The organism is Bartonella sp. CL71SXKL (assembly GCF_042194935.1).
Taxonomy (GTDB): Bacteria; Pseudomonadota; Alphaproteobacteria; order Rhizobiales; family Rhizobiaceae; genus Bartonella.
The window spans coordinates 102,788-127,972 of record NZ_JBHINI010000001.1; the positions used below are offsets into that span (position 1 = coordinate 102,788).

The 25,185-nt window shown below is 36.5% G+C and carries 21 protein-coding genes; 12 read left to right on the forward strand and 9 right to left on the reverse strand.

The window, feature by feature from the left end; translation table 11 throughout:
* Positions 1 to 1,036: 1,036 nt before the first annotated feature.
* On the forward strand, positions 1,037 to 1,216 hold the full coding sequence (locus tag ACFILA_RS00395; protein ID WP_375660465.1) for a hypothetical protein: 180 nt from the start codon (positions 1,037 to 1,039) through the stop codon (positions 1,214 to 1,216).
* Between the two features lie 333 nt (positions 1,217 to 1,549).
* Here ACFILA_RS00395 and dnaJ read toward each other — a convergent pair whose 3' ends face one another.
* The 3 genes from dnaJ to ACFILA_RS00410 all read right to left on the reverse strand — a co-directional run bounded on the left by dnaJ (position 1,550) and on the right by ACFILA_RS00410 (position 5,239).
* Positions 1,550 to 2,692, reverse strand: a complete 1,143-nt coding sequence (gene dnaJ, locus ACFILA_RS00400) for a molecular chaperone DnaJ (RefSeq protein WP_375660466.1) — start codon at positions 2,690 to 2,692, stop codon at positions 1,550 to 1,552.
* Positions 2,693 to 2,850: 158 nt separating this feature from the next.
* Positions 2,851 to 4,743 (reverse strand): molecular chaperone DnaK, encoded by a 1,893-nt coding sequence (dnaK, locus tag ACFILA_RS00405; RefSeq protein ID WP_273790233.1) that lies wholly within the window; start codon positions 4,741 to 4,743, stop codon positions 2,851 to 2,853.
* 319 nt (positions 4,744 to 5,062) lie between these two features.
* On the reverse strand, positions 5,063 to 5,239 hold the full coding sequence (locus ACFILA_RS00410) for a hypothetical protein (protein ID WP_273790232.1): 177 nt from the start codon (positions 5,237 to 5,239) through the stop codon (positions 5,063 to 5,065).
* Positions 5,240 to 5,709: 470 nt separating this feature from the next.
* On the opposite strand from ACFILA_RS00410, the gene ACFILA_RS00415 reads away from it, so the two are divergent.
* Complete coding sequence (locus ACFILA_RS00415; RefSeq protein WP_273790231.1) at positions 5,710 to 6,264, forward strand: copper chaperone PCu(A)C; 555 nt, start codon at positions 5,710 to 5,712, stop codon at positions 6,262 to 6,264.
* Positions 6,265 to 6,384: 120 nt separating this feature from the next.
* Here ACFILA_RS00415 and lysM read toward each other — a convergent pair whose 3' ends face one another.
* Positions 6,385 to 6,840, reverse strand: coding sequence for a peptidoglycan-binding protein LysM (gene lysM / locus ACFILA_RS00420; RefSeq protein WP_375657972.1), 456 nt, complete (start codon positions 6,838 to 6,840; stop codon positions 6,385 to 6,387).
* A 386-nt stretch (positions 6,841 to 7,226) separates the two neighbouring features.
* Between lysM and ACFILA_RS00425 the strand changes: the two genes are divergently transcribed.
* From ACFILA_RS00425 to thpR, 6 genes are all read left to right on the forward strand, one after another.
* The gene (locus tag ACFILA_RS00425; RefSeq protein WP_005774392.1) at positions 7,227 to 7,949 is read left to right on the forward strand and encodes a response regulator transcription factor; all 723 of its coding nucleotides are present in this window, start codon (positions 7,227 to 7,229) and stop codon (positions 7,947 to 7,949) included.
* 39 nt (positions 7,950 to 7,988) lie between these two features.
* A complete protein-coding gene (locus tag ACFILA_RS00430; protein ID WP_273790229.1) occupies positions 7,989 to 9,773 on the forward strand; it encodes a sensor histidine kinase in 1,785 nt (594 codons plus the stop codon).
* 23 nt (positions 9,774 to 9,796) lie between these two features.
* Positions 9,797 to 10,261, forward strand: a complete 465-nt coding sequence (locus tag ACFILA_RS00435; protein ID WP_375630571.1) for an HPr kinase/phosphatase C-terminal domain-containing protein — start codon at positions 9,797 to 9,799, stop codon at positions 10,259 to 10,261.
* 135 nt (positions 10,262 to 10,396) lie between these two features.
* A complete protein-coding gene (locus ACFILA_RS00440) occupies positions 10,397 to 10,798 on the forward strand; it encodes a PTS sugar transporter subunit IIA (protein WP_273790227.1) in 402 nt (133 codons plus the stop codon).
* Between the two features lie 10 nt (positions 10,799 to 10,808).
* Positions 10,809 to 11,102 (forward strand): HPr family phosphocarrier protein, encoded by a 294-nt coding sequence (locus ACFILA_RS00445; RefSeq protein WP_012754483.1) that lies wholly within the window; start codon positions 10,809 to 10,811, stop codon positions 11,100 to 11,102.
* Between the two features lie 625 nt (positions 11,103 to 11,727).
* Positions 11,728 to 12,267, forward strand: a complete 540-nt coding sequence (gene thpR, locus ACFILA_RS00450; protein ID WP_375637228.1) for an RNA 2',3'-cyclic phosphodiesterase — start codon at positions 11,728 to 11,730, stop codon at positions 12,265 to 12,267.
* Between the two features lie 108 nt (positions 12,268 to 12,375).
* Here thpR and grpE read toward each other — a convergent pair whose 3' ends face one another.
* Together grpE and hrcA are read right to left on the reverse strand one after the other, a co-directional pair.
* Complete coding sequence (gene grpE, locus ACFILA_RS00455) at positions 12,376 to 13,038, reverse strand: nucleotide exchange factor GrpE (protein ID WP_375611384.1); 663 nt, start codon at positions 13,036 to 13,038, stop codon at positions 12,376 to 12,378.
* A 124-nt stretch (positions 13,039 to 13,162) separates the two neighbouring features.
* Entirely contained in the window at positions 13,163 to 14,233 is a 1,071-nt protein-coding gene (gene hrcA / locus ACFILA_RS00460) for a heat-inducible transcriptional repressor HrcA (protein WP_273790224.1), read from the reverse strand.
* A gap of 505 nt (positions 14,234 to 14,738) precedes the next feature.
* Here hrcA and rdgB point away from each other — a divergent pair.
* Positions 14,739 to 15,386 (forward strand): RdgB/HAM1 family non-canonical purine NTP pyrophosphatase, encoded by a 648-nt coding sequence (gene rdgB, locus ACFILA_RS00465; RefSeq protein ID WP_375660467.1) that lies wholly within the window; start codon positions 14,739 to 14,741, stop codon positions 15,384 to 15,386.
* Positions 15,383 to 16,582, forward strand: coding sequence for a radical SAM family heme chaperone HemW (hemW, locus tag ACFILA_RS00470; RefSeq protein ID WP_273790222.1), 1,200 nt, complete (start codon positions 15,383 to 15,385; stop codon positions 16,580 to 16,582). The genes rdgB and hemW overlap by 4 nt, the downstream gene beginning before the upstream one ends.
* Before the next feature lie 1,598 nt (positions 16,583 to 18,180).
* Here the strand turns inward: hemW and dapE are convergent.
* From dapE to ACFILA_RS00485, 3 genes are all read right to left on the reverse strand, one after another.
* Positions 18,181 to 19,353: a succinyl-diaminopimelate desuccinylase gene (gene dapE, locus ACFILA_RS00475; protein ID WP_375660468.1), complete on the reverse strand. Its 1,173-nt coding sequence runs from the start codon at positions 19,351 to 19,353 to the stop codon at positions 18,181 to 18,183.
* 222 nt (positions 19,354 to 19,575) lie between these two features.
* A complete protein-coding gene (locus ACFILA_RS00480) occupies positions 19,576 to 20,322 on the reverse strand; it encodes a M48 family metallopeptidase (protein WP_375660469.1) in 747 nt (248 codons plus the stop codon).
* A gap of 31 nt (positions 20,323 to 20,353) precedes the next feature.
* Complete coding sequence (locus ACFILA_RS00485) at positions 20,354 to 21,133, reverse strand: alpha/beta hydrolase (RefSeq protein WP_375660470.1); 780 nt, start codon at positions 21,131 to 21,133, stop codon at positions 20,354 to 20,356.
* A 195-nt stretch (positions 21,134 to 21,328) separates the two neighbouring features.
* Here ACFILA_RS00485 and infC point away from each other — a divergent pair, with 195 nt between their 5' ends.
* Both infC and ACFILA_RS00495 read left to right on the forward strand, forming a co-directional pair.
* Positions 21,329 to 21,847 carry a translation initiation factor IF-3 gene (infC, locus tag ACFILA_RS00490; protein WP_273790218.1) on the forward strand — a complete coding sequence of 173 codons (519 nt, stop codon included), beginning with the start codon at positions 21,329 to 21,331 and terminating at the stop codon, positions 21,845 to 21,847.
* Between the two features lie 595 nt (positions 21,848 to 22,442).
* Positions 22,443 to 24,209, forward strand: coding sequence for an ABC transporter ATP-binding protein (locus tag ACFILA_RS00495; RefSeq protein ID WP_375628498.1), 1,767 nt, complete (start codon positions 22,443 to 22,445; stop codon positions 24,207 to 24,209).
* The last annotated feature ends 976 nt before the right edge of the window (positions 24,210 to 25,185 follow it).

Genomic DNA, 25,185 nt, shown 5'->3' on the forward strand with positions numbered 1-25,185 from the left:
TAAAAATTGACAGCGAAAAATTAAACAAAATAGGCGTAAAAAAACGTCATTATTTTATGATCTTATATATAAAATTGAAAAGCAAAATTTTGAAGCTACGCTGCACATTCAACTCATTATTTTATCCCTATGGATACTTAACAATGAATAGGAATATATACAACCATTGATTTTGTAAGATAAAAATAAAGTTTCTTATAATAATAAAATTAACATATTCCTAAGATAAGAAATCACTCAACTGCTTTATAGCTTATCCCAATAAACTATAACTTTGGTTTTAAAAATTTGACTTTTTCTCAATCATTAAACATGAGGAAATGTCGATTGAACGCTCCTCATGGAGAATCATAATAAGTTGATTTATAATAATAATTTATCTTTTTATATCGTAAAATCGAAAAAAGGCTTTGCAACTTTATCCATATATTGTGATAGCTCTTCAAAAGCATCTTCGTAAAAGCATTTAATTGTTTAGATTACTCTCTTCGTAAGGTTTTATAAAACTTCTCATTTTTCATGATCGGTCATTAAGTTTTTCTTTCTGCATAGCAATACATGCTTGAATTATTCAATGTTTTTTAGAATTGTTAATTCTTTTAATGTATTATTTTAATTATGTTATTTTATGAAAAAAGATTCATTTCGTAAATTTCTCTTTCCATATCACTAACAATTTCAATAATATATCGTGCTGTTTTCTAAGCATATTGTGCTATTTTTTTATTGTATTTATTTTTTCTTTTTAAAGGTAACTTCCTCTATCTTCCCACCAACTTTTTATTATGCCAATAAATTCAATTAAGTGAATTCCATCGAATCTGTTTCCCTACAAGAGAGATACATCGAATACCTCAAAACGTGTTTTGTTATGTCTTCTTTAGCATTAAACACACATTATCTCATTCCACAATTTCTTTGGAACAAAATAAACTTGATTATAGCGTTTTTTATTATCTGGAAGAAGTATTTATGACATCAGAAATACAAAACTAAATCCGCATCTAAAAAGACATGATTACGGCTAAAAGCTAAGATGAGGCATGTAAAAGCTATTCCAAATAAAATAACCCTTATTTTAAAGGAAGCAGTGATTAAAACTATGAAAAATGCCAAAAATAAAATCGGTTATAAGAAGTTGATACTTTATTTGAAAAAGATGGATTGCCTAACAGCTTATTTAGCGTTTCTTGGCAAGCCGCTACCTATTTTATAGTTTTATTATAGAGCCTTTAAAAAGAAATACAAAAAATACTGAATGCATAAAGGCAGTTATCATGACACTGGCAATATTTATTATCAATCACTCAATTGCGTTCTTATATGGATAAGCCCTTTTTAAAATGTCATAGACACTCAAAAATAAGACTTATCCATAAAACTCATGAAATATAAAAACTATCAGCAGCAGGAGTTTATCCTAAATTAGCTGTCTCTCTCTTTTCTTTTCAAGAAAAAATGCTTTTCAAAGACAATGAGATAATAGAAAACTTAATGAAAATAACTTTCCTACAGCTCTCTCTAATTATTCTGAGAACATTCACATATTTTAACCAGAAATATTTTCAAAAAATTCTTTCATACGTGAAAAAAAACCATGTGATTGCGGTGAATTTTCATGATTTGAGAGCTTTTCAAATTTTTGCAACAATTCACGTTGTTCTTGCGTTAATTTCTGCGGTGTCTCAATCGTGATATGGATGTAAAGATCACCCCTTGCTTGCTGACGGCGCAACATGGGCATACCTTTGCCTCTAAGGCGGAATTGACGTCCATTTTGTGTCCCTTCTGGAATCTTAACGCGTGCTTTAACACCATCAAGGTCGGAAACTTCAAACTCTCCTCCTAAAGCAGCTGTTACCATTGAAATAGGAACGCGACAGTGAAGATCTGCTCCTTCTCGCTGAAAAAACTCATGCGGTTTAATGGAAAGGAAAATATAAAGATCACCATTGGGGCCACCACGAATACCAGCATCACCCTCACCAGAAAGGCGAATACGCGTTCCATCTTCAATACCAGCTGGAACATTTACGCTCAATGAACGTTTTTTCTCTATGCGTCGTGTCCCCTGACATTTGGGGCATGGATCCGTAATAGTTTCACCACGTCCATGACATGAAGGACATGTTCGCTCAATAGAAAAGAAACCTTGTGCTGCACGCACACGACCAGATCCATGACATATTCCACAAACTTGCGGCTTAGAGCCCTTTCTCGCTCCTGATCCCTCACAAACATCACACGTGACGGAACTGGGAATATTAATTTCTGCAGTTTTTCCTGAAAATGCCTCTTCTAAAGTCACTTCCATATTATAACTCAAATCTGCACCACGTTCGCGACTATCACCACGCTTACGGTGTGTCCCTCCCATAATCTCACCAAAAAAGTCTTCGAAAATATCCGCAAATCCACCACCAGCAGCAAAACCGCCAAAGGGATTTGCTTCCCCTTGACCACCGCTATTTTCAAAGGCCGCATGGCCAAATCGATCATAAGCAGCACGCTTCTGAGGATCTTTAAGAACTTCATAGGCTTCGCCAATTTCTTTGAATTTTCGCTCTGCCTCTTTATCCCCCGCGTTGCGATCAGGATGATATTGCATTGCCAACTTACGAAAAGCAGATTTCAACTTTTTATCATCACATTCGCGAGTCACGCCAAGAATTTCATAATAGTCAACCTTCATCATGTATTCCTGATAATTTTTCTGTCATCCATCTTTATGGATAATATTGCTTTTAATTTATATTTTTAGCAACAAAGTTGCAACTTATCTCAAATAATAAAGCCCAGCCTTATATTTCAAAGGCCGGGTTTATAAATTAATCAACACATATGCTGACACTATTTCTTCTTATCATTAACTTCTTCAAAATCAGCATCAACAACATCATCATTCTTTGCCTCTGTTTCAGTGTCAGCGCTCGCTGCTTGTGAGGCTTCGTACATAGCCTGTCCAAGCTTCATACTGACTTCTGCTAATTTTTGCATCTTTGTTGTTACTTCTTCCGTATCACTGCCTTCAAGCGCAGATTTCAAATCAGATATTGCTGTTTCAATCTGTCCCTTTTCTTCAGCTGATACTTTATCGCCATATTCATTGAGCGACTTTTCAGTTGAATGAATAAGAGCCTCCGCTTGATTTCTAGCTTCAACACCTTCACGGCGTTTTTTATCCTCAGCCGCGTGCTCTTCTGCATCCTTTACCATTTTTTCAATATCAGCATCACTTAAACCACCTGATGCCTGAATACGAATTTGATGCTCTTTACCTGTTCCCTTATCTTTGGCCGAAACATTAACAATACCATTCGCATCGATATCAAAAGTAACTTCAATTTGAGGTATACCACGTGGTGCTGGAGGAATACCAACAAGATCAAATTGAGCCAATAACTTATTATCACTTGCCATTTCCCGTTCACCTTGGAAAACACGAATCGTCACAGCACTCTGGTTATCATCAGCTGTCGAAAAAACTTGCGATTTTTTTGTTGGGATAGTGGTATTGCGCTCAATAAGGCGTGTGAAAACCCCACCCAAGGTTTCAATACCCAAAGATAAAGGCGTTACATCTAGCAACAACACGTCTTTGACATCGCCTTGCAATACACCTCCTTGGATGGCAGCACCCATTGCGACCACTTCATCAGGATTAACACCTTTGTGTGGATCCTTACCAAAGAAGCTCTGCACGACTTGCTGAATCTTGGGCATACGTGTCATACCACCTACTAAAACAACTTCGTCAATTTCACCAGCCTTTAATCCAGCATCTTTCAACGCAGCTTTACAAGGCTCGATGGTACGCTGCACTAAATCGTCAACGAGAGATTCAAATTTTGCCCGAGTCAATTTCATTGTTAAGTGCTTGGGACCTGATTGATCTGCCGTGATAAATGGTAAATTGATTTCTGTTTGCTGTGACGAAGAAAGCTCAATCTTTGCTTTTTCTGCCGCTTCTTTTAAGCGCTGTAAAGCTAATTTATCATTTTTCAGATCAATTCCTTGCTCTTTTTTGAATTCATCTGCAAAATAACCAACTAGGCGCATATCAAAGTCTTCACCACCTAAAAACGTATCTCCATTGGTTGATTTAACTTCAAAAACGCCATCTCCAATTTCAAGAACTGAAATATCAAATGTACCACCACCAAGATCGTAAACTGCTATTGTTTTTCCGTCTTTTTTGTCCAAACCATAAGCTAAAGCAGCAGCTGTTGGCTCATTAATAATCCGTAAAACTTCAAGTCCAGCAATTTTACCCGCGTCTTTCGTAGCTTGACGTTGCGCATCATTAAAATAAGCAGGAACCGTAATAACGGCTTGTTCAACTTTTTCACCAAGATAAGATTCTGCTGTTTCCTTCATCTTTTGCAAAATCATAGCTGAAATTTGCGACGGAGAATATTTCTTTCCCGCTTCTTCAACCCATGCATCACCATTGTCACCTTTAACAATTTTATAAGGCACAAGTGCTTTATCTTTTTCAACCATAGGGTCATCAAAACGGCGCCCTATCAAACGTTTAACTGCAAAAACTGTCCCTTCAGGATTTGTCACCGCCTGCCGTTTAGCAGGCTGCCCAACAAGCCGCTCCCCCCCATCAGTAAAGGCAACAACGGAAGGTGTTGTTCGCGCTCCTTCTGAGTTTTCAATAACTTTTGCGTTTTTGCCATCCATAACAGCCACACAAGAGTTCGTTGTCCCCAAATCAATACCAATTACTTTTGCCATATTATAATCTCCATTCAGCAAGCTACCTCAACCTTCATAAAGCATCTTTTTAAGATAGCTCCTCATAACACCTAAAGCCCGTATATTGCTTCAAGCAACATAAATAATAATAAACTGCAAGTCGCAACAAGCCTTGCTGCCTCGTATATAAGAACAGGCTTTTATTGCTACAAGAGAATAATGAGAGAAACATCTCTAAAATAAAAAATTTATTTTAAAATAGGCACTCTAATGACCCATAAATACCATATTTATGAGAGACTTGAGATCATAATATATTTTTCTTGCAATTCTCAACAAATATATCTTTCTATAAAAATTAAAAAAATAAAAGAGCGATTGCACTCTCGCTCTTGATCTTCTCATCATTGATAAAATCATACTCCCGTAAAAGCTTTTTAAAAGGCGAATAATTTATATCGCGAATATTATAAATTTTTCTTGGACTAAAATAGTCATCATATCTAATGCTCACATCTGTAAAGGTATTATCCATCGATCTCCTTTCAAAAATTCTCCTTCTAACGGTCTCATTGTTTGCGGTTATTTGAAATCTATGCTTTAAACTCACCTAAAGCGTTTTGTCTTAACTATATAATTTTGAACTTTGAAAATATATAAAAATGCCTCTGTATAAACGCTTTAAAATGCCAAGAGCTGTCATAATATTAAAATTGGTAAAGTGGTTGATGATTGTTCTATATTATATTTATTAAGCAAAATAGCAGTGCATCATAGATTTTATACCATTTACAAATATTATTTATGAGATGAACACGGAAGCGTTGAGAGGTGTGTTGTCGTTGTAAACCTTACTGCCTTCCTTTAAAATCAAATAATTCTATGATTTTTATTCTCATATTCAAATCAATTTCATTTTAGTATTTCTTTCTTTTATTTTAAATAAAAGCTCTGCTAAAATAAAAAAATATTCAAAGTGTGAATCTTATGAAGGAGGGTAAATCAATGATGACATCTATTATTAAGAAAATAACAAATCTCATCTTTAAGAATATAATCCATACACAATATCCATACAAAAAGGTTATCATAAATATCGTGTGTGCTCTTCTCTTTGCTGGTATAACCCTGCCAGCAGGTGCTCAGCAATATAAACTTGGCGACATAGAAATTCTCAATCCTTGGACACGAGAAACACCTAAAGGTATAAGAGTTGGTAGCGGTTATCTCTATATTATTAATCACAGTAATACCCCAGACCGTTTGGTTTCTATTTCCACAAACGGAGTAAAAACAACAGAGATACACTCTATGGCTGTCGTTAATGATATTATGAAAATGGAAAAAATGCACAATGGCATTGAAATTCCGGGAAATGGAGAAATCACGCTTAAGCCTGGCGGTGATCATATTATGTTTATGGGGCTTTCAAAACCATTCAAGTTAGGTGATAAAATTAGCGCAAAATTGACATTTGAGAAAGCAGGAACCATTGATGTTGATTTCTCTGTAAACGCTATGAAAGTACCATCACCTTCTAAATCCTCTCTTGTTCACTAAGCTCCTTTTATATAAATACACAATAAATACACACTTTATAAAATGAAGGAGCGTGAATTTTTTTACGCTCCTTTATTTTTTGTTTAATGCCATCAGTAAAAAATTATCCTCTTTGATGAATTAACTATGGTCAATTTCAGGAATACGTATAACTTGTCCAGGATAAATTTTATCGGGAGATTTTAGCATTGGCTTATTGGCTTCAAAAATAAATGTGTTTTTATTACCTTGCCCTTTTCCATAAACCTCTTCAGCAATTTTCCAAAGATTATCACCAGATTTAACCTCATAAAAGCGAGAAGTTTTTCTAGGCGTTGTATCTATAACCTTTAATTGATCAACATCTACAGAAGAGATACCTTGTGAATTGCCAACAACCAGCAGTGCTTTTTCAAGTGTTTCCCTGTCTGGAACTTCACCGCTTAAAATAGCTTTACCGTCTTCAACTTGAATATTGACTTTTTCTGTACCGAGTTGAAAATCATCAAATGCTCTTTTAAAATCTTTTTCTTTTGGTTCATGGTCCCCAATACCTAACTTTTCCCCTACAGTTTTAATAAAATTAAAAAATCCCATTACGACCTCCTTTCGTGTAGCAGAAACAAATTTTTGTGCATATATTGCCACATTCTTTTCTTTGCTCTTAAAACACATAGGCAGATTTTCTAAACTTCAACAATCAAAACTACATCTGTTCAATTATGAGACAAATACAATAATAAACTTTGTAATAAACCTTGATAAAAAAAGCCTTTATGAAAATTTTCTCTCAAATGAAGGGATCTTAATAGACATAGAAACATTATAAATTATGAAAGCAAAACAAGATTTTACAGTAATGACAAAAGGTTTTTTACTTTGCTACAATTTGTATCATATTTGTTTTGCAAAAAAAATATGAACTCCCATATAAATAAGTGTGGGTAATTTGCTACCACAGCAATAGAAAGGTCTAAGAAACCATGAAAGATACACCAACAATCACACAAACGATTGTACTTGTTGATGATGATCGCAATATTTTGACATCTTTATCTTTTGCGCTTGAGACAGAAGGATATCGGGTTGAAAGCTATACAGATGGAGCATCTGCACTCAAGGGTCTCACACTTCACCCTCCACACTTAGCTATTTTTGATATTAAAATGCCCCGAATGGATGGGATGGAACTTTTGCGTCGTTTGCGTCAAAAATCTGATCTTCCAGTTATTTTTCTCACCTCTAAAGATGATGAAATTGATGAATTATTTGGTCTCAAAATGGGAGCTGATGATTTTATTACTAAACCTTTCTCCCAACGTCTTCTTATTGAACGCGTGAAAGCTATTTTGCGCCGTTCTAATGCACGTAACCAACCGCTTTCTACAGGAACTTCTTCCACCTCTTCTCTCAAACGTGGAGATCTTGTGATGGATCAAGAACGCCATACCTGTACATGGAAAGATAAACCTGTTATTTTAACCGTTACGGAATTTTTGATTCTGCAAACCTTAGCACAAAGACCAGGAGTTGTAAAAAGTCGTGATGCTTTAATGGATGCTGCCTATAGTGATCAAGTCTACGTAGATGATCGCACCATTGATAGTCACATTAAACGTCTGCGTAAAAAGTTTAAACAAGTGGATGATGATTTTGCAATGATTGAAACACTTTATGGTGTAGGTTATCGTTTCCACGAGGTATAAAACTACTTTGTCGCAAAAATTTGAACGGCAATCAAATCGATGACAGACAATTCTCAACTGGAAACTTTACAAAAAACAACCGTTAATGGTACATCCTCAACGCCATTTCTTATGTTTTCTCGTTTGCATCTTCGAATACAACGTCTCTTTAGACAATTGCTTTTTTCCAGCCTTACACGTCGCATTGTTATATTAAACATTGCTGCCCTTGCCGTTTTAGTTACAGGCATTTTATACCTTAACCAATTTCGCGATGGTTTAATTGAAGCAAAAATTAAAAGTTTATGTACCCAAGGAAAAATTATTGCTGGGGCTATTGCTGCTTCTGCAACAGTAGATACAAATTCTATCCTCATTGATCCCCAAAAACTCTTAGAGTTACAGACTGGTGAAAGCGTTACACCAGCCCCTCAATCAACCGATTCTTGGGATTTTCCTATTAACCCTGAGCAAGTTGCCCCTCTTTTACGGCGTCTCATCACACCTAAAACGACAAGAGCACGTATCTATGATCGTGATGCTACTCTCCTTCTTGATTCGCGCGTTCTTTATTCTAGTGGAGAAGTTTTTAGTTATGATTTACCCCCACTTAAAACAGAACAAAACATGTGGGATCGCCTTACTTCATGGTATTCAAGCGCATTTTATGGTAAAGGTATTGCTCTTGACAGAGAACAAACAAAAACCAGTGGTATTGCTTATCCAGAAGTGTACCGCGCATTAAACGGATCTCTTGCTACGGCTAAAAGACGCAACAGACAAGGGCAATTAATTGTTTCTGTTGCCGTTCCTGTTCAACGCTATCGCGCAGTGGTTGGAGCTCTTCTTCTTTCAACCACTGGTTCCGATATTGATAACATTGTAAAAGGCGAAAGACTGGTTATCTTTAAAGTTTTTGCCGTTGTAGGTAGCGTACTTTTGGTTCTTTCTCTCTTTTTGGCCCATACGATTGCCCATCCATTAAGTAAATTATCTGCCTCGGCTAATCGAGTGCGTAATGGCAATAATCAGCGTGTAGAAATTCCTGATTTTTCAATGCGTGAAGATGAAATTGGTCACCTTTCAACTTCTATTCGTGATATGACCAATGCCCTTTATATGCGTATTGAAGCCATTGAACGCTTTGCTGCTGATGTAAGCCACGAATTAAAAAATCCTCTCACCTCTCTACGCAGTGCTGTTGAAACGCTCCCTCTGGCTAAAAATGAAGAAGCACAAGAGAAATTGCTTGAAATTATTCAACATGATGTGCGCCGCCTTGATCGGTTGATTACAGATATTTCTGATGCATCACGGCTCGATGCAGAGCTTGCACGAGAAACCGCAGAGATTGTTGATATGACACCGCTTTTGGAAAGTCTTGTTCATGCTGTTCAGGAAGTGTATCGTAATACGCAAACCATTGATATAAGCCTTAATATTGTCCCACGTCCTCATGGAAAAGCCTATCTTGTATTGGGACACGAACTCCGTTTAGGACAAGTGATTTCAAATCTTCTTGAAAATGCGCGTTCTTTTATTCCTCGGAATCGTGGCAAAATTTGCATTACTATGAAAAGTCATGCTTCAACCCTTATTTTAACCATTGAAGATAATGGCCCAGGTATTCGTTCAGAAAATATTGAACGCATTTTTGAACGTTTTTATACAGATCGACCAAATGAAGATGCTTTTGGGCAAAACTCTGGACTTGGCCTTTCTATTAGTCGGCAAATCATCGAAGCTCATAATGGGACAATTACAGCCGAAAATATTATTGATCCTACACTTGGGAAGTGTAAAACTGGTGCACGTTTTACTATTATGCTTCCGCTTGCTAAATAAATCTTTTATCCAAAGTAAAAGACATGAAAACAAAATGTGAAATACTCCACGCAAATTGCCTTCAACTAGGCGGCAAGGGGCTGTTAATTATAGGTCCATCGGGATCAGGAAAATCAACCCTCACCCTTTCTTTGCTTGACCGCGCTGAGTGGTCAAAACGTGAAGCGAAGCTTATCAGTGATGATTATACAATGTTGCGTGCGGAAAATGGAAAGCTTCACGGATACACTCCCGATAATTTAGAGGGCGGCATCGAGATTCGTGGCGTTGGTCTTTATATGATAGAATTTGAAAAGCACACAACTATCGATTGTGTTATTTTTCTCGGTCCGGAATATGAACGTTTTTCCACAAATAAAACTTTTCAATTTGAAAATTTGCACATTCCTCTTTTAAAACTTCCCTCTCTTCGTGAAGCCGATTGTACCGCCATTTGTCAAGCTATTGAAGCATTTTTGTTTAAAAAAATATGGCAAAAATCTGTCTAATTTTTTTCTAAAGATAAAAAAATCACAATTTTTGCCTTTTTTTTGCAAATTTTTCTTGGCAGCAAGATAAAGCCTTGTACAATGTCTTTCCCACCAATATGGTTGGGTCTTATTAGTTAACAGGAGTTTGCGTAAATGATTGGACTCGTGCTTGTAACGCACGGTGAGCTGGCTGTCGAATTTTTACATGCCGTGGAACATGTTGTTGGAGTACAAGAAAAGTTCGCAACAATATGCGTTTATCCCGATGACGATATAGATCAGCGCCGAGGTGATATTATAGCCGCAGTAACCGATACAGATACGGATCATGGCGTCATCATATTAACAGATGTGTTCGGTGGAACACCATCAAATATAGCTATTCCTGCTATTGAAAAAGGACGCGTTGAAATGATTGCGGGTGTTAATTTGCCCATGCTTATTAAACTGATTTCTATTCGCAAATGTCCGGATATTTCATTATCAGACGCGTTAAGAATAGCACAAGAAGCAGGGCGTAAATATATTAATGTACCAAGTATGATTAGCGGATAATAAAATACCAATGTTTTCCAAAGATACCCTCCCGTGTATAAGTCGTCATTTCAATATCTGTAATAAACGTGGGTTACATGCACGTGCTTCTGCAAAATTTGTACAAACTGTTGACAATTTTAATGTTACTGTTGAAGTTGAAAAAGATGGAAAAATTGTTGGCGGATCATCAATTATGGGACTTATGATGCTAGCGGCTTCATCCGGTTGCAACCTCACCATTCGTGTTTCAGGACCAGAAGCAACAGATGCTCTTAATGCTCTTGAAAAGCTCATCAATAACAACTTTGGAGAGGAAAACTAGTGCTTTTTCATCATAAACAAGGATGATAATTCTTAGAAAATAGGAACTTTCCATCATTATTTTGAAATTTAATTTCTCTTCCCGCTTTTATACCAATATTCATATCCATTATGGATTGGTATAATTATCATAAATGTAAAAGCTTATAGTAATTTTGTTATGCTGGTTTTTTTCTTCCTTTCCTAACATTATTTGACCAATTTGAATAGTTTTGCGTATTATGGCTATTCCCCGACTTAATCATATAATTAAATCTTTACAGAAAAGAGAACTCTTCACCTTGTATTAGAATATGCTTTATTTTAGGCTAAAGATAAATGTCAAAATAATTTCGCACATCAACAATCTATCAACTTTTCTTATTTTCTGCTAACTTTGTAGCCTTTATAATACACAAGTAATCTTCCATTGCACATCATTGTGATACAGATCATGAAAACGCAATTCTTATCAATGTCATAACCATTTTCTTAAAACGAATAAGCTTTGTACGCTCATAATTATAGTAAGCATTTTTTAGACATTCTTTTTCTATACTATTGCCTTGTTTTATGTGGTACGTGCCCCGCCCTTATTATCTATATTGCGCTTGGGATAGCATCTTTCATTATAAGGAGATAATATCATGGGTCGTCTATTTAGTGCTCTCCAGATTCCTCAACAAACAACAAAAGCCCTCGTATCATTGCAAAATGGCTTACCAAAAGCGCAATGGATCAACCCGCAAAATTTTCATGTCACCTTATCTTTTTTTGGCGAAGTTGAAAGTTCTACAGCAGATGAAATTATGCATACCTTTAACACTATAGAACTTCCTTCTTTTACGCTACAGATAAAGGGTTTTGAAGTTTTTGGTTCAGAAAATGCTCCCCATTCTCTTGTGGTTCGCATTGAACCTTGTGAAAAGCTTACTCTTTTACATGAAAAGATGCAATATATTCGGAATAAATTAGAGTTAAAGCCTGATGAAAGACTGTTTATTCCGCATATCACTCTTGCACGAATATTTGATATTAATCTTAAAGATCTTTCTTCTTATCTATCTTTTCAAGATGATTTTTTTGTCCCTCCTTTTGAAGTTGATCATTTTGTTTTATTGTTATCGGCCTCTCCCTTAAATAAGGCTCCCTATATTGTAAAAGGAAATTGGCCACTTCAAAAATAAAAGGGTGTTTGTCACACCCTTTAAAAACTCTTTGAGAAAAGACCCTATATATATATGAAACTGCAGGGAATACTGCATTTTACGATAGAGGTTTGTTATTGATGTGTTTTAAGCCGAATCAGCTTCAACAGAAGCTTCTTTTGCTCCTCCTTTAGCTACACCCACTATAGCTGGACGTAACACCCTTTCCCCGATAATATAACCTGCCTGAACCACTTGTTGAACAGTATTATCTGGAACATCAGCATTGGGAATTTCAAACATCGCTTGATGAAAGTGAGGATCAAATTTTTGCCCCTCTGGATGAATTTTTTGCACCCCATGACGTTCTAATGCTGCCATCATGGCACGTTCAGTCATTTCAACGCCTTCTGCCAATGATTTCAAACCAGCATCACTCTCCCGTGCACCTTCTGGAATGGCTTCCAAAGCACGATTGAGATTGTCAGAAACCGATAACATATCCCGTGCAAAATTAGCAATGGAATAAGCTCTTGCATCCGCCACATCTCGCATAGTACGGCGTCGAAGATTTTCCATATCTGCAACAAGACGTAAAAGCTGATCTTTCAGTTCTTTATTTTCATCCTGCAAAGACGCTAAAAGATCACTAACCTCATTGCTTTCTGTTTCAACGACTTCGTGTTCCTCTGTTTTATGTGTTTTTAAAAATTCATCGGCTGCCTGTTTAAGTGTATTACGATCAGCTGGATTTTTTAAATCACAATTTTCAAATGAAGCGTCAGTAAATTTGTTTTTTTCATCAGACATAAAAATTTTATTCCTTCATAAGATTCGTTATTCTCGATATCGAAATTCTACAGACAAAAATCAAGGGGTAGCGATGTATATAATACAATGAGCTTTTATAGTACAAATACTTACTTGCATCGTTTTAACGCAATAACTGTGACACAAGTTGAGCTGTATAATCAACCATGGGCACAATCCTTGCATAATTAAGCCGTGTAGGACCAATAACACCTAAAGCACCAATGACTCTTTGTTGTGAATCTCGATAAGGTGCTACAACTAAAGAAGAACCAGAAAGAGAAAATAACTTATTTTCTGAACCAATAAAAATTCTAACCCCAGAACCTTCATCCGTTAAATCGAGAAGCTGTGCCATACTCTCGCGCGTTTCAAGATCATCAAACAAATGGCGTAACCGTTCTAAATCTTCTTCTGCTTTTACATCTTCAAGTAAATTGCTACGCCCGCGAACAATGAGGTGTATTTTATGATCAGCATCTTCTCCTCCCCAAAGAGCTAATCCCGTTTCAACAAGATGATGTGATAAATCATCAAGTGCGGCCCTTGTTTCTGCGCATAAGCGGGCAATTTCCCCTTTAGCTTCACTCAATGTACGCCCTTGAATATGGGCATTGAGAAAATTCGTTGCTTCCGTCAATTGTGCATGGGTAACCCCTTCTGGTAAATGAACAATACGATTTTCAACTTCACCTTGTTGAGTCACCAAAACGGCAAGAGCGTGCTCCCTATCAAGGCGCACAAATTCAATATGTTTCAATGTTCCTTCTTGTTTTGTTGCTAAAACAAGCCCTGCCCCACGTGAAAGATCTGAAAGAACTCGGCTTGCTTGAACAAGAAAATGTTCAACCGATTGTGCATGACCAGCCTCTTTGACTTGCATTTCAATATTTTCTCGCTCTTCGTTTGGCAAATCACCCGCTTCCATAAATGCATCAACAAAAAAGCGTAAACCTGATTGTGTCGGCATTCGACCCGCAGAAACATGTGGTGCATAAATCAAACCGAGATGTTCAAGATCACTCATCACGTTGCGAATCGTCGCAGGCGATAATGTCTGTTGTAAAAGCCGCGAAAGATTACGTGACCCTACAGGTTCACCATCATTAAGATAAGCTTCAACAATATGGCGAAAAATATCACGCGAACGTTCATCAAGATATTTTAGTTCATTATCAATAGTTTTGTGCTTCATCACAATTGTTTCACTACTTTTAAAATCCTCATCTCTTATATAAGTTTTGTCAAGGTTTGGTCAAATAGTCTAAAGTAGTATAAAAATATATTATCCTATTGAGCTGTAAAATGCTACCTTTCAGAGTGATGCTTGATAAATTACGCAGGAAATATTTTTTGTTAGAGTGTGTGAGAAATATTTAAGATAAGAGTTGATCTGTAAAGTGGTCTGCTGTAGGGACTTATCAAGAGAATCTAGATTGATTAAAAACCGCTGTAGATAGAAAATTTCACCCTTTAGAGCAAGCAGGAAATTGGAAATTTACCATAAAAATGCTATCATAAATAAAGAGATGTCTTTCATATCTTTGCAAGGTTATCTTCATACAAGATAAAAAATTTTATTGGAATAAAATATCATTAAACGTGTAAAATAATCATATCATGTAAAATGTGTGTGTATGAGCATTAAAGTCGGTTTTTAGCACAAAAATAATTCCCCTTTCATTTTTGGAGAAATCTATATGAGAAGCATAGCAGATAAAAAACTTGTCATTGCTACACATAACACCGGAAAATTGCATGAAATCACTACTTTAATTACGCCTTTCGGTTTAATAATACAATCGGCAAAAGAACTGGGCTTGCCAGAACCACAAGAAACGGGAAAAACATTTGAAGAAAATGCTTATATTAAAGCTTTTTCAGCAGCAAAAAAAACAGGACTTCCTGCCCTATCTGATGATTCAGGCTTAGAGGTAGATGCATTGGAGGGTGCGCCAGGCGTTTATACCGCTGATTGGGCAATTCAAGCCGATGGTACACGTAATTTTCCAAAAGCTATGAAAAAAATAGAAAATGAACTCCAAAAAGTCGGAGCACGAGAAAAAAGTCAACGGAAATGCCGTTTTATATCCGTCATTTGCATTGCATGGCCTGATGCTCATGCAGATTACTTCCGTGGATGCGTTGAAGGAACGTTCATTTGGCCTCCACGGGGAGATAAAGGCTTTGGTTTTGATCCTATTTTTTTACCCGATGGATGTGAAAATACCTTTGGAGAAATGTCAACAGAGCAAAAACACAACTGGAAACGTAATGATATTCCCCCTCTTTCACATCGCGCACGTGCTTTCAAACTTTTGGCAGAAAACCTTTTAGCATTCTCATGAAAGAACCTTTTGGCATTTACATTCATTGGCCCTTTTGTGCAGCTAAATGTCCTTATTGTGACTTTAATTCGCATGTTCGCATCCATGGTGTTGATCAACCACGTTTTGTCACCGCCTTTAAGCGCGAAATAGAAACACAATACCACAAAATAGGCCCACGCCATATTACAAGTATTTTTATTGGTGGAGGAACCCCTTCCCTTATGGAGCCGCAAACTGTCGATGCCCTATTGCAAGCACTTGCAAAAAAATGGGTAGTCGATGATAAAGTTGAAATTACATTAGAAGCTAATCCATCCAGTGTGGAAGCAGAGCGCTTTCGTGGATACCGTGCGGCAGGTGTTAATCGCTTATCTCTAGGGATACAAGCGCTCAATGATAAAGCATTGCGCAAACTTGGCCGACTCCATAATGTGGAACAAGCTCTTTGTGCCATTGCTTTAGCACGGCAAATTTTTCCACGTTTATCCTTTGATCTCATTTATGCCCGCCCCGAACAAACCCTTGAACAATGGAAATCTGAACTTGTACAAGCAATTGATTTAGCAGCGGACCATCTTTCTCTTTATCAATTGACGATCGAAGAAGGAACTGCCTTTAAACGGCTTCATGATGCAGGAAGACTTATCCTTCCCCCATCAGAGCTAGCAGCAGATCTGTATCATCTTACTCAAGAAATAACGACACTACATGGACTTCCTGCCTATGAAATCTCAAACCACGCAATGCCCGGTGCCGAATCAGCACACAATCTTCTTTATTGGCGTTATCACCAATATGCAGGCTTTGGTCCAGGAGCACATGGACGTTTCATTGAGCACGCATCGAATCATTCCTCTTTCTGTTCAAAAACATTGTCATCACACCTTGAAAACCGCGAACGTTATGTCACAATAAATGAAAAGCATCCCGAGCAATGGCTTAATTTGGTAGAAACAACAGGACATGGCTGTATTGAAACGGAACATTTAACCACTGAACAACAGGCAAATGAAATGCTCCTTATGGGATTACGCCTTTGCGAAGGCTTAGAACTTATACGCTATGAAACCTTAAGCCCTAAACGTATCCCAATGGAAAAACTGATCGATTTACAACACCAAGAATTGATAGAAATGGTGGATAACCAACGCTTAAAAGCAACAACCAAAGGACGTATTGTTCTTGATCACATCATCAGCCAACTTGCAAATTAAAGTTTTTATAACAACATACTTATTTTAATCATAATTATCATTTTTCATAGCAAGGTGAGATTAGAATATTGTGAGCTTCTCTCATTTCAAAACTATTTATAGCAAGTTAGTTATCGCCATTTGCTTACACCTTAAAAATAGAGAAGCATGTGGATAAAAACTATAAAAAAGGAGTAAAAAGGCCTCTTATGAACACTCTTAAGTGCTAAAAGCTATTGCAATATTTTGAGCTAGAAAGTGTATGATGCTCTAACTTTATTTTTCATAAACATAAAGATGGGGAGGCATTATAGATTTTATATTACAACATTCATAAGCACCGTAGTAGCACAAATGTGACAAACATTGAGAAAATTTCTCTAAAACAAATACGTGAATGCATAACACGATAATGTATTTTTTCTTTATGAAATCGTGGCACCATTAAAAGAACCATAGAAATAAGCATGAAACCATGCATCAATTTCTGATTATTTAAAAAGATCTTACTCTATTTACTTTTGAAAACCGTAAAGCCGAATAAAAAAGAAAGTAAAAAAGCACGCTGATTTTCACCTTTATACCTTTATATTTTTCCTCAATGAAATTGTATGTCTGTTTCAGAGATTATAAAAAATAGATATACGCAATACTTTTATCCTATTCTGGCATGTAAAAGCGGTTATCGCAAAAAGTACTGAACCAATATTTATTTGAGATACGCGGCTGTATGATTGGTATTGATTTATAGGTCACAGCAAAATCACGAGCTTTATTAAACAAATAATGCACTCAAATGGCAAATATACCAGATATGAATCGAGATTGCTTTGTTAGCGAGCGAAACGATGTTAATCCCATATGATCTTACTTGTATGCATAATACTTATGAGTATCTGTACGCGTCCTTTAAGGTTATTTTATTAAAAAATTGAGAATAATACTAGGACAATCCTTGGCTCAAGAAGTCAACGTGCTGCTACAAAAAATTCTGTGTATCTTTATCATAACCAAGATTCAAGCTGATTAAATAAGCTCACCTTCTATCTCGTAATGATTTTGCAACGGAAGTTCTTGGGGACAAAAAAAGCATGGCAAAATATATGAAATAAAACAAACTTAAAGCGCTTTTCCTATAGGCTTTATTCTAAGAGAGTCTAATTGGAACAAGAAGTACCTTTTATGAGAGTGCAGAAAACATATCAAAACATGAGCTGTGAATGAGCGCATTTATGTTGTACAAACTTTTTACAATAGCAGCATGTTTTTGTGTGTCTTTATGGCTTCAACCTGTCATCACACAATGATGATATAATATTCATTGTTTTCCATATATGATTGCGTGTGACTTCCTTTCTACACTTTAAAGAACGAATATTTTCAATCCAATATGGTCTAAACAGTTCTACTTCTTCAAGCAGGTCTCTCTTGGCTTTCCAATTATGTAATTCACTTAACTAAAAACTCTACAGGCAAGAATCCCAACTTAAGAATATTCATCACTTACTCTAAAACCACTTAATATATTAAGTCTTACGAGACTCATATCACCACACCTTAAATGTCAATATCTTATAGCTCAACAAGATAAAGGTATTTTTGAACCAAAAATCTTTTCTTTATGCAAAAAATTCAATAATAAAACGCTCATAAATAGCAGTAAGAGTTTCCACTGCATCAAGGGCCACACACTCATCTACCATATGCATCGTTTGCCCTGGTAAGCCAAATTCAACCACTGGGCAATAATCCTTAATAAATCGCGCATCTGAAGTACCACCAGAAGTGGAACATTCTGGTATATTCCCTGTTACACTTTTAATAGCATTGGATAAAGTTTGAATGAGTTTATCATTTTTGGTCAAAAAAACATCTCCTAAACTTGGAATCCATTCAAGCTGATAAGAGGGATATTGGTCACCATTGTTTTTTGATTGCACCAAAGCAAGACGCTTTTCAATTTCCTTCATCAGTGTTTCTTTTGTCCAAAGATCATTGTAGCGTATATTAAAATGAACTGTTGTCTGCGCTGGGATAACATTGACCGCTAAATTACCGGTATCGATGCTTGTTAGCTCTAGATTACTGGGTTGAAAATTCTCTGTCCCTTTATCTAAAGCAGTTTGTGTCAATGCTTGAATAAGCTTACTTGCCAAAGGCAAAGGATTAGCAGCCCGCTCTGGAAAAGCAACATGACCTTGGCGACCTTTCACGGTAATGATACCAGAAATCGATCCGCGGCGACCGATTTTGATGACATCCCCAACAGTCTTTACACTTGTTGGTTCCCCCACAAGAGCCGCAGTCCATTTTTCGCCTTTTTTTTCTGCCCATTTGAGAAGTTTGACGGTACCATTAACAGCAGGTCCCTCTTCATCACCGGTAATCAAAAAACTTACCATTCCTTTAATGGATCGTTTCTCAAGAACTCGCGCTAGCGCCGCAATAAAACAAGCGATTCCGCCCTTCATATCAACAGCACCCCGCCCATATAATTTCCCCTGATCTATGACAGCTTCAAAAGGTGAATAAGTCCAATCTTCCAATGCACCTGGTGGTACGACATCTGTATGACCCGCAAACATAAGATGGGGTCCTTCATTTCCCATTTTTGCATAAAGATTTTCAACATTATCTGTATTTTTATCCGTAAAAATAGGGCGCTCGACGTGAAATCCCATTTTTTTCAAAAATTGTTCCAAAGTTGATAAAGCCCCCGCTTCATGAGGTGTAACAGAAGGACAACGGATAAGTCTCTTTAATAGCTGAAGTGGATCTGTAAGAACAGGCATAAGGTCCCTTCCCATTTTTTATAAGTCATCGGAACTTAAGGTTATTACGCTGAATTACAAAAAAGATAAAGAAAAAACATTGAAGACACTCAGCAAACCAAGCAGGGGAGAACAATCGTGCTGAGAGCTTCAATGGCTTCCTCATTATACATGAGCAAGCACACACACAACAAAACACTCAACAAAAAGTTCCGTTAAATGTTGCCTTCATTTGAAAGTTTTTTACGCCTCTAAATTATATGAATCAAAATTAATTGCTTGCAATCTATGGGCATTTTCCTTCAACCAAGCACGGTACGTTTTACTATCAGGACATAGCTCTTCACAAAGAGCCCAAAATCTTGGTCCGTGATTCATTTCAACAAGATGAGCAACCTCATGAGCAACAACATATTCCACAACTTCTTTTGGTGCCATAACAAGGCGCCAAGAAAAAGAAAGACGCTTATCTATTGAACAAGATCCCCAACGACTTCTCGTATCTTTATAACAAATTGATTTGACTTTACGCTCTACTTTATGGGCATAATGTGCCACCAAAGGTGTTATAATAAGTGCTGCTTGTTTTTTCAAAACGTCAGCAATGCGTCTTGGGAGGTATTCTAATTGACCATAAACGATAATTTTAGGTCCTTGCTCCGCATCTGCTGTAATGATTTCTGTTACCCCACGCCCTTCTCTATGCTTTATGGTATGGGAAACACCTAATAAAGGAATCATTGCCCCCTCTTTGAGATAAGCATTTTCATGAGAGATTTGTAAACGAGCAAGACGTGCCTCAATCCAAGATCGATGCTTTTCAATAAAACTTTGAATCGTACAGAGACTTATCGCTGGTGGTGTTGTTACACAAATCTCTTGACTGCTGGCATCAATACGTAAGGTAAGACGGCGTGCATACTTATTTTCCCGCACCCGTACAGGTACAGAGCGATCAGAAAAAATAAAATGCTGTTTAGAAATGCTCATATATTTTTATCTTCATCAATAAATGTACCCCTTATTTTGCATTAATCTGATTAATAAAAGATCTCAATACTGTTTCAAGGCAATCTAAATCTTGTGGACGAGAAAAGCGATGATCAGCATCACGAACAAGTGTCAACGTTACATCATGGAGAGGTAAATGATCAAGTAAAGTCAATGTATGCTGATAGGGAATATCTTCATCTTCCATCCCTTGTAGAATATGGACTGGACACCCAACATCAATGCATCCTTTCATAACACAATTCTCGCGCCCATCTTCAATTAATGTTTTTGTAAAGGGCATTGGCTCTGTATCATCAACAGCAGGTCGTTCAATATAGCCTTTTTCTTCCAAAATCTTCCATTCTTCTGGGCCTAATTTTGGTTCCACCAATGTTTGTGTAAAATCAGGCGCTGGAGCAATCAATATCATGCCAGCAAGCTTCTTATTTTTCTGTGCTAGCATCATAGCAAGCCTTAGTGCAATCCACCCACCCATAGAGGAACCAATCAAAATTTGTGGACCCTCACAATAGGTTTCAAAAGTCGCTAAACTTTCCTTAACCCAACGCGAAATTGTTCCTTGAAAAAAATCACCTTCAGATTCTCCATGTCCAGAATAATCAAAACGTAAACAAGACAAATCATTCTTCTGAGCAAATTGATCAACTAACGTTGCCTTACTTCCCAACATATCGGATTGATAGCCAGGAAGCCAAACCAAACCTGGAGATTGTCGCCCCTTGCGATAGCGTACTGCAAGTGTGGTGTTCTCAAACGAAAAAAACTGACAAGGAATATGTTGATCCATGATTCTTTATCCTCCATAAAACAATTTCTTTAAATTAAGAGAAAACTTTTATAATCTAAATCATTCCAAAAAGTAATAAATCAAATAATGAAAATAACACGAATTATAGTTGTTTTTAGGAGCATAATTGTATATTAAATTAACTGTAGTTGAATCAAAATTTAAGGAGCATAAACCATTCGTAAACCGTTTAAAATGACACCTACCCAAAAAGACGGACCACGTTCAAATAAGGATATTCGGGTACCTCATGTTCAGCTTATCAATGATGAGGGACAACATCAGGGAGTTGTTGCGATACAAGAAGCTCTTGCTATGGCTGCAGATGCGGGACTTGATTTGGTTGAGATTGTACCAAATGCAGAGCCACCCGTATGTAAAATCATCGATTTGGGAAAATTAAAATATCAAACCCAAAAAAAAGCTGCTGAAACACGTAAGAAGCAAAAAGTCATCGAAATCAAAGAGATTAAGATGCGCCCAAATGTTGATGTCCATGATTATGGAGTCAAGCTCAAGGCTGTTCATCGCTTTATTGATCATGGTGATAAAGTAAAGATTACTTTGCGTTTTCGTGGTCGTGAGATGGCTCACCAAGATCTTGGATTAAAGCTTCTTCAGCGTGTGAAAGAAGATACAAGTGAAATTGCCAAAATCGAATTGGAGCCAAAGCTTGAAGGCCGGCAAATGATGATGGTGATAGCACCTAAATAGTTTTGCATTAGAATAATATTCGCATGCAACTCATTAGCATGGGCGTATGGTATTTTTAGAAGCACCACATAGAGTTTTTGTGGTGCTTTTAAGGTTTTATAAATGTGTATAAAGCCTTTTAAGAGTTTAATAATGCTTGATCGATTTATAAGAAGAATTCGTTATTTTGCATATTAAATGAGAAAGCTCAAACATCGTAAGGCCTTCTTATTTCAAGCACTCTTATCATGCAATGCGGCGAAATTGTTTGCTTACACATCACAAATGGAGATGATACATAAAAAATTATTAAAAAAGCAGAAATGTTTTTTGTGAGCCATTTCAAGTGCCAAAGGCTATCACAATACGGAAATTGGTAAATACAATAGTGAAACTCGCCGGTATCTTTTATTGAAAACTAAAAATAATGATGAACAACGAATTTTCGTTATACCTTTTACAGAAACTTTGCACTACATTCTTCACTCTCGCCGTCGTGAAATTGATATGATGAGCCTTGAAAGAAAAGACTATTTTTGTAAAAAAGATTAAGGGGCTTTTTAATTAAGAGTGTTTCAATCTTGCATAAAATAATGAGAGAATATAGAAGCACTTCATGGCTAAAAAACAAATTTCCTCTTTCGACAAACATCTTATTATCCGCCTTTTACGAGAAAATTTTCGTAAACATATGCGTTGGTACAGTGCGGCTATCTTCTCAATGATCATCATTTCTTGTACCACAGCAACCAGTGCATGGATTATGCGGGATGTTGTTAATCAGATTATTGATGCACAAAATTTTCCTATGATTGTTTTGATTTCTAGCTTCATTGCTTTTATCTTTATTCTCAAAGGAGTTGCAACTTTTTTCCAAACTTACTTTCTAAACAAAGCAGGCAACAGTATCATTGCTGAACAACAGCGTAAAATTTTTGCACGACTTATGGAACAAGGAGTCTCTTTTTATCATAATAATACTTCATCTGATCTTCTTGTTCGTGTAACTCATAATGCAACAGCCGTACGTAATATAATTGATACTATTATCACAACTTTTGTACGTGATTTGCTTTCCGTTAGTGGTCTGTTGCTTGTCATGTTCATTCAAAACTTTGTGTTAATCTCCATTACTTTAATCGTAGGACCACTAGCTTTTTTAGGCGTTCGAATGGCTTTAAAACGCGTTCGCAGCTTGATGGAAAAAGAGCTCCTTTCACTTGGTGAAATTATCAAAATCGTACAGGAAACGGCTGTTGGTATTCGAATCATCAAGGCCTTTTCACTAGAAGAAGTCATGAAAAAACGGATGGACAAAGCCATTTGTGATGTTGAAAAACAAACAAACAGTATTGCAACACTCGAAGCTATTACCAATCCAATTATGGAAACACTCACGGGTGTTGCCATTGCAGGTATTATTTGTTTTTCCGGTTATCTTGCAACCCAACGCGCAGGTGTTCAAGGTGAATTTATGTCCTTTATTGTTGCTTTACTTTTAGCTTATGAACCCGCAAAAAGACTAGCAAATGTACGTGTTAAAATTGAATCTGGCTTGGTCAATATCCGTACGATGTTTGAAATACTCGATTGTCCCCTTACAGTTGTAGAACATAAAGAAGCTAAAGATCTGAATAAAACGCAAGGAACTATTCGTTTCGAACATGTTTCTTTTGCATACACTAATAACAAAATGATATTGAAAGACATCAACCTAGAAATAGAAGCCGGAAAAATGACAGCATTGGTGGGACCATCCGGTTCGGGAAAATCAACCCTTATCAACCTTATTATGCGCCTCTATGACCCCACAAAAGGACGCATATTGATTAATGATCAAGACATTCGCTACACAACATTTCGCTCTCTGAGAAACCTGATGGCCTATGTAGGACAGGATACTTTTCTCTTTCAAGGAACTGTTAAATATAATATCGGGCTTGGAAAAGAAGGGGCTAGTGATGACGAAATTATCGAAGCAGCAAAAGCAGCAAATGCTCATGACTTTATTATGAGTTTGCCAAATGGTTATGATACACAGATAGGTGATAATGGCTGTAATCTTTCAGGGGGGCAAAAACAACGACTCGCTATCGCTAGAGCAATGATTCACGATAGTGAAATTCTGATTCTTGATGAAGCAACAAGTGCGCTCGATTCACACACAGAAGCACAAATTAATGAAGCCATTCACCACCTTACTAAAGGACGCACAACGATCATTATTGCTCATCGCCTTTCAACGATTGCTCGTGCTCATAAAATTGTGGTCATACAAAATGGACAACTGATTGAACAAGGTACTCAAAAAGAATTGCTAGCAAAAGAACATGGGTTTTATAAAAAACTTCATAATATCCAGTTCAAAAAACATACCCCCTAATTTCTAGATCCTTAAATAAGATTTGAAATAAAAAATGGATAGAAGGTAATGCTCCATTTATAAAAAAAGACTTGTTATCAAGAAAAAGCATTACTTCAATCAAGAATTGGTAAAGAATTTATGGTTTATTGAAAATAAAATTCTTGGATTTAGATGAAAACTTTACTCGTTGTTTTGTTGAATGCAAAAGATAAGATGTAATTTGCTTATTGCAAATTTTCTTTATATTTATGATGAATCAATCAAAAGCGCTTGTTGTACGTCATAAGAGATATTGGTATATGCATAAAAACTCTTAAGATAAGCAATAAAAATACCTCTACACTTTCAAGTGAAAAGATTGTCAGCAACATAAAAAGCTGGAAAATAGAATGATAATGCCGGCTTATAGCTTTAGCAAATACTTATACCTTTATTAATAACGGTAGTGTAGATTTTATACCATTCATAAGAGGTACTTTATACCATTTCACAAGCAATCTTATGAAATAGACTCAAGCGCACATTGAGAAATGTTCCTTTAAAACAAGTACATAAACTTGCAACACAATAATGTTATATTTTGGAGTATTCTGTTTGGGGAGCTATTCGTTATAAGAAAAGTGATCTCATTCAAGACACAATAAACAAAAATCTAAAATAATAGGTAATTTTTATTATTAAAAAATATTGCTTTAAATGCGTTTGACAATAAAATCGATATCTTATGAATTCTCTACTTGCCTCATGCTTTTGACGGTCTTTAATGGAATCATGTCCTTCACGTAAAAACAGAATGCCATTGTGTTGCAAATTCACGTACTTGTTTTAAAGAGACCTCTCTCAAAGTCTTCCCTAAGCCCATTTCGCGATAACATTCGTGAATTGTATAACGATAAATCCATTAACCCCCTCTATCTTTACGCTTATGGAGTAATAAACCGGCACCATTCACACTATTCTGCCAGTCCCTAATGTTGCGACAGCTCTTAGCTCT